At 71.8% G+C, this 4,185-nt stretch carries 6 protein-coding genes; 5 read left to right on the forward strand and 1 reads right to left on the reverse strand.

What is annotated here, in order from left to right:
• Nucleotides 1-89: 89 nt before the first annotated feature.
• From EBN88_RS28870 to EBN88_RS28885, 5 genes are all read left to right on the forward strand, one after another.
• Nucleotides 90-1,031: an SRPBCC family protein gene (locus EBN88_RS28870; protein WP_122399957.1), complete on the forward strand. Its 942-nt coding sequence runs from the start codon at nt 90-92 to the stop codon at nt 1,029-1,031.
• Complete coding sequence (locus EBN88_RS31400; RefSeq protein ID WP_199742529.1) at nt 1,024-1,509, forward strand: hypothetical protein; 486 nt, start codon at nt 1,024-1,026, stop codon at nt 1,507-1,509. Before EBN88_RS28870 ends, EBN88_RS31400 begins: the two co-directional genes overlap by 8 nt.
• 108 nt (nt 1,510-1,617) lie before the next feature.
• Nucleotides 1,618-1,794: a hypothetical protein gene (locus EBN88_RS30980; protein WP_158621579.1), complete on the forward strand. Its 177-nt coding sequence runs from the start codon at nt 1,618-1,620 to the stop codon at nt 1,792-1,794.
• Nucleotides 1,795-2,078: 284 nt separating this feature from the next.
• Nucleotides 2,079-3,323 (forward strand): hypothetical protein, encoded by a 1,245-nt coding sequence (locus EBN88_RS28880; RefSeq protein WP_122399958.1) that lies wholly within the window; start codon nt 2,079-2,081, stop codon nt 3,321-3,323.
• Nucleotides 3,320-3,724 (forward strand): hypothetical protein, encoded by a 405-nt coding sequence (locus tag EBN88_RS28885; protein WP_122399959.1) that lies wholly within the window; start codon nt 3,320-3,322, stop codon nt 3,722-3,724. The genes EBN88_RS28880 and EBN88_RS28885 overlap by 4 nt, the downstream gene beginning before the upstream one ends.
• Before the next feature lie 20 nt (nt 3,725-3,744).
• Here the strand turns inward: EBN88_RS28885 and EBN88_RS28890 are convergent, their stop codons facing one another.
• A complete protein-coding gene (locus EBN88_RS28890) occupies nt 3,745-4,035 on the reverse strand; it encodes a tetratricopeptide repeat protein (RefSeq protein WP_122399960.1) in 291 nt (96 codons plus the stop codon).
• Nucleotides 4,036-4,185: the final 150 nt, after the last annotated feature.

Raw genomic sequence — 4,185 nt, forward strand, 5'->3', positions numbered from 1 at the left:
CTGGCGCCGCGCGAGCGCGCGCCCCGGCGGCCGGCCCGGCGCGCCGCCTCCGGCCGCGCCAAGGCCACGGCGGACGGCGGTGACCGCTGATGAGCACGGCGCAGGACGAGAAGCAGGAGGAGCAGCAGGACGGGGGCCAGGACGCGTCGGGCCTGGACCGGGTCCGTGAGGAGCTGGTCAAGTTCATCGGCGCCCAGGCCCAGCACCTCATCGACAAGGCCGGCGACAAGCTCACCGGAGTGGCCCAGCGGATCGGCGAGTCGGCCGAGGGGAGCGGCGCGGTCCCCGACGCCGCCAGTCGGATGCTCAAGGGCGAGAACCCCGCGAAGGCGGCGGCCGGTTCGTCCCTGCGCGGGCTGAAGGACAAGGTGACGCCCGGCGGCGGCTCGTCCGAGGACGAGGACGAGGGCGGCGCGCAGAGCGGCGGGGAGCAGGAGGCGGGCGACACCAAGGTCACCAACATCGTCGAGGTGATCGACGTCGGCGTCCCGCTGCGCACCTGTTACGACCACTGGACGCAGTTCGAGAAGTTCGGGGTCTTCACCAAGGGCGTCAGCAACGTCTCCACCAGCGACGACACCACCACCGAGTGGAAGACCAAGATCGCGTTCTCCGAGCGGAGCTTCGAGGCCACCATCGAGGAGCAGGTGCCGGACGACCGGATCGTCTGGCGTTCCGAGGGCTCGAAGGGAACGACGCGGGGCGCCGTCAGCTTCCACGAGTTGACGCCGACGCTGACCCGGATCATCGCGGTCGTCGAGTACCAGCCGGCGGGCTTCTTCGAGAAGACGGGCAACCTCTGGCGGGCGGTGGGCCGGCGGGTGCGGCTGGACCTCAAGCACTTCCAGCGCTATGTGACGTTGGCGCCCGACGAGGAGATCGAGGGCTGGCGCGGGGAGATCAGGGACGGCGAGGTGGTGCGCACCCACGAGGAGGCGGTGGGCGCCGACCAGGAGGACCGGGAGGACGAGGACGAGGACGAGGGGGACAACGAGGACCAGGACGAACGGGAAGGCCAGGACGATGAGTGAAGTCGACACCCCGCAGGGCTACGATCCGGACGAGGCCGATGTGCTCCTCGACGTGCCGGTCCTCAAGCTCGAAGAGCTGAAGATCGAGGCGGAGGACCTGTGCGCGCACGTCTCGCTGACCGCCGAGGTGCTGAGCCTGCTCAAGCTGAACGTGGGCGCCGATGTGACGCTGGGCAAGCTGGAGTTGGACCTCAAGGGCGTGGACGCCCAGGCCCTGCTCAAGGTCCGGCTTGACCAGGTGGCGGCCATCATCAAGCAGGTTCTGACCACCATCGACCAGAACCCCCGCATCATCGAGCAGGTGGTGCAGGAGGCGTCGGCGACCGCCGGCGGCGCGGTCGACCGGGCGGGCGGCGCCGTGGAGAAGACCGGCGAGCAGATCAGCGGCGACGGCGACGGGCTGTCGGTGGCGGGCAAGGTCACGGATGTCGCCAAGGACCTGGCGAAGAAGGCCGCCTCCAGATCCGGGTCCACTTGAAGAGAACAGGCCGAGCGCGGCGAGACGCCCACCGCGGAGCCCGACATCACGTTCGCCGCCCTCGTCCACGCGGACGAGGTCTTCTTCCCCACCGCCCCCGAGGCCGGCGTGGCCTTCCACGGCGCCCCCGGGCACGCGTCCCTCTCGGCCAGTGAACGCCGCAACCTCCCCGACCAGGTCTCCGCCGAGACCCGCTACCGCGACGTCCTGGTCCGCTACGCCCTCGCCACCTCGATCGCCGCCCCCGACGGCGAACCAACCCTCCGCTCCCACGAGGGCGACTGACCACACCCAGCCACCGGCCCGCCCCCGCGCGCGACAGAACCACCGCGCCGGGGGTGGGCTGCGGGCCGTTGAACGGGTGCCCAACACCCTGGTACACGTGGGAGAGTGGCAACGTCACGAGCCCACTGAGCCGGCGCCGGCATGTGCCCCTCGCTCAACTTCCGCCGATTTCACACGACTTCCCCCACGGCAAGGCTTCTGCAAGGAAACGGCAGGCACTTCGCCACGCCCCGTGGGCATCCCCGTTTCGGTGCACGAAACCAACTCAGTTCATGGGGGATGTCATGACAGACAACAGCACCCGCGTCGAGCCCGCCTTAGTCCAGCGGGGCCAGTGGATCACTGTCCCCGACCAGAAGTCGGTTCTGGCCGTGGTGCACACCCTGGTCTACGCGGAGCGGCTCCGGCAGGTGGTGGAACTGATCGAGTCCGACTTCCGCGTCCAGGTGGTCTACACGGTGGCGCCGCACGCCTTCGGCGCGGGCCTCGCCCGGTCCCTGGAGGAGCAGGGCGTCACGGTGATCCCGTGGGAACAGGCCGTGCGGACGCGGTTCGACCTGGCGCTGGCGGCGGGTTCGCGGGGGATACACCTGCTGCGGGCGCCGGTGGTGCGGCTGCCGCACGGGGGTGGCCAGATCAAACTGCTCCGGAAGGCCGAGGGCGCCACGGACCACGAGCTTCGCGTCGCCAGTATGCTCAGCCGGCAGTACCTGACCCATGAGGGCCGGGTCGTTCCCGCCGCCCTGGTCCTCGCGCACGAGCGGGATCGGGAGACGCTGGCCAGGTCGTGCCCGGAGGCGCTGCCGGTGACCCATGTGGTGGGCGACCCGCACTACGACCGCCTGCTGGTCAGCCGGGCACGCCGCGCCGAGTACCGAAAGGCACTGGGCCTGCGGTCCGGGGAACGGCTGTTGTTCGTGACCTCCACCTGGGGAGAGTCCTCGGCGTTCGGGCGTTTCGACGCGCTGTTGCCCCGGCTGCTGCGGGAACTGCCGCCCAACGTCAAAACGATGCTCTTCCTGCACCCGAACCTGCACGCCACCTACGGCAGTTGGCAGCTGCGGCAGTGGCTGGGCGGCGGCGCGGCACGTCGGGTGCGGCTCGCGCACACCTCGGAGGACTGGGTGCCGCCCCTGGTGGCATCCGACTGGATTCTGGGGGACGCCGGCTCCGTGACCTCGTACGGGGCGCTGACCGGTCGGCCGATCCTGCTGAGCCGCTTCCCGGTCAACGAGATCGCGCCCGACTCGTCGGCCGCGCTGCTGGCCCGCACCGCTCCGGCGCTGACGCCGGCGCGCCCGCTGGCCGAGCAACTCGCCTACGCGGAGGAGACCTACGACGCGGCCGGCCACCGCCGGGCGGCCGCCCGGCTCACCTCCCGGCCCGGCACGTTCCATCGCCGGATGCGCGCCTTGCTCTACCGGCTCCTCGGCCTGGCCGAACCCGCCCACCGTCCGGTGGTGCGTCCGGCCGGGCCACCGGCCCAACTCGCCGGACGGCGGCGGACGGAGAGGAGGACGGCGGCATGACCCCGCCGAGCGACCGGGGTGAACTCGTCCATGTGGAGTGGGACGAGGGAGGCCCCAACCCCTGGACCGAGGCCGCCGACACGATCGCCACGGCCCTGGCACGACCGCCCGCCGAGGCGCTGGCGACCGCCGAACGGCTGTTGGCGCACTTCCCCGGCTGCGCGGTGGTCGCCGTGCCGGTGACGGGGAACCGCGTGTGGGTGCTCGGCTGCCGCTCCGGTGGGGCGTTGCTCGCCCGCCCCGGGCGGGCGCCGGCCGGCGCCGACTGGCGACCGGAGGTGCTCGCCCACCTCCACGCCCGGCTGATGTCCGGACGGCCGGTGGTCGAGCCGACCGTGCTTCACGTGGAGACCGCCGCCGGGGCGGTCGCGGTGGAACTCGCCGCCCTCGGGGGCGGCTGAACGCGGGCGGCTGGCGAAACTCACAGCTTCGCCAGCCGCCCCTCCAGCCGGTCGGCGTCCCGCCCGCTCAGCGGGGTGTAGAGCGAGAGGGAGTGTCGGTAGCGGCGCTCGGCCTCCGCCCGATCGCCGTCGGCCTGCGCGACCTGGCCGAGCATCTCCCAGGTCCGCGCCTGCCAGTGCCGCGAACCCCCGTGTTCGAACTCGCCCATGGCTCGTCGCAGCCTCGCCTCGGCCGCGTCCCGGTCGCCGTGGAGTCCGGTCGCCAGGCCGTGCAGCGCCAGCGCCCTGGCGGCGTCGTAGTCCTCCCCCATCTCCTCCAACGACGCCCGGGCCGCGCCTAGGTGTTCTGTCCGGGGAGGTTGTGGACGGTGATGTAGGTCTCGGTTAGGGGTCTTGAATGGGGGAGGGCCTTCTGGGTTCGGTGTGGATTGCGACATCTGCACCGACCTTGAGAAGGCCCT

It is taken from the genome of Streptomyces triticirhizae (genome assembly GCF_003696235.1).
GTDB lineage: Bacteria > Actinomycetota > Actinomycetes > Streptomycetales > Streptomycetaceae > Streptomyces > Streptomyces triticirhizae.

Coding starts and splice junctions, on each gene's coding strand:
- EBN88_RS28870 (WP_122399957.1), top strand. CDS start 90: ATGAGCACGGCGCAGGACGAGAAGCAGGAGGAGCAGCAGGACGGGGGC.
- EBN88_RS31400 (WP_199742529.1), top strand. CDS start 1,024: ATGAGTGAAGTCGACACCCCGCAGGGCTACGATCCGGACGAGGCCGAT.
- EBN88_RS28880 (WP_122399958.1), top strand. CDS start 2,079: ATGACAGACAACAGCACCCGCGTCGAGCCCGCCTTAGTCCAGCGGGGC.
- EBN88_RS28885 (WP_122399959.1), top strand. CDS start 3,320: ATGACCCCGCCGAGCGACCGGGGTGAACTCGTCCATGTGGAGTGGGAC.
- EBN88_RS28890 (WP_122399960.1), bottom strand. CDS start 4,035: ATGGGGGAGGACTACGACGCCGCCAGGGCGCTGGCGCTGCACGGCCTG.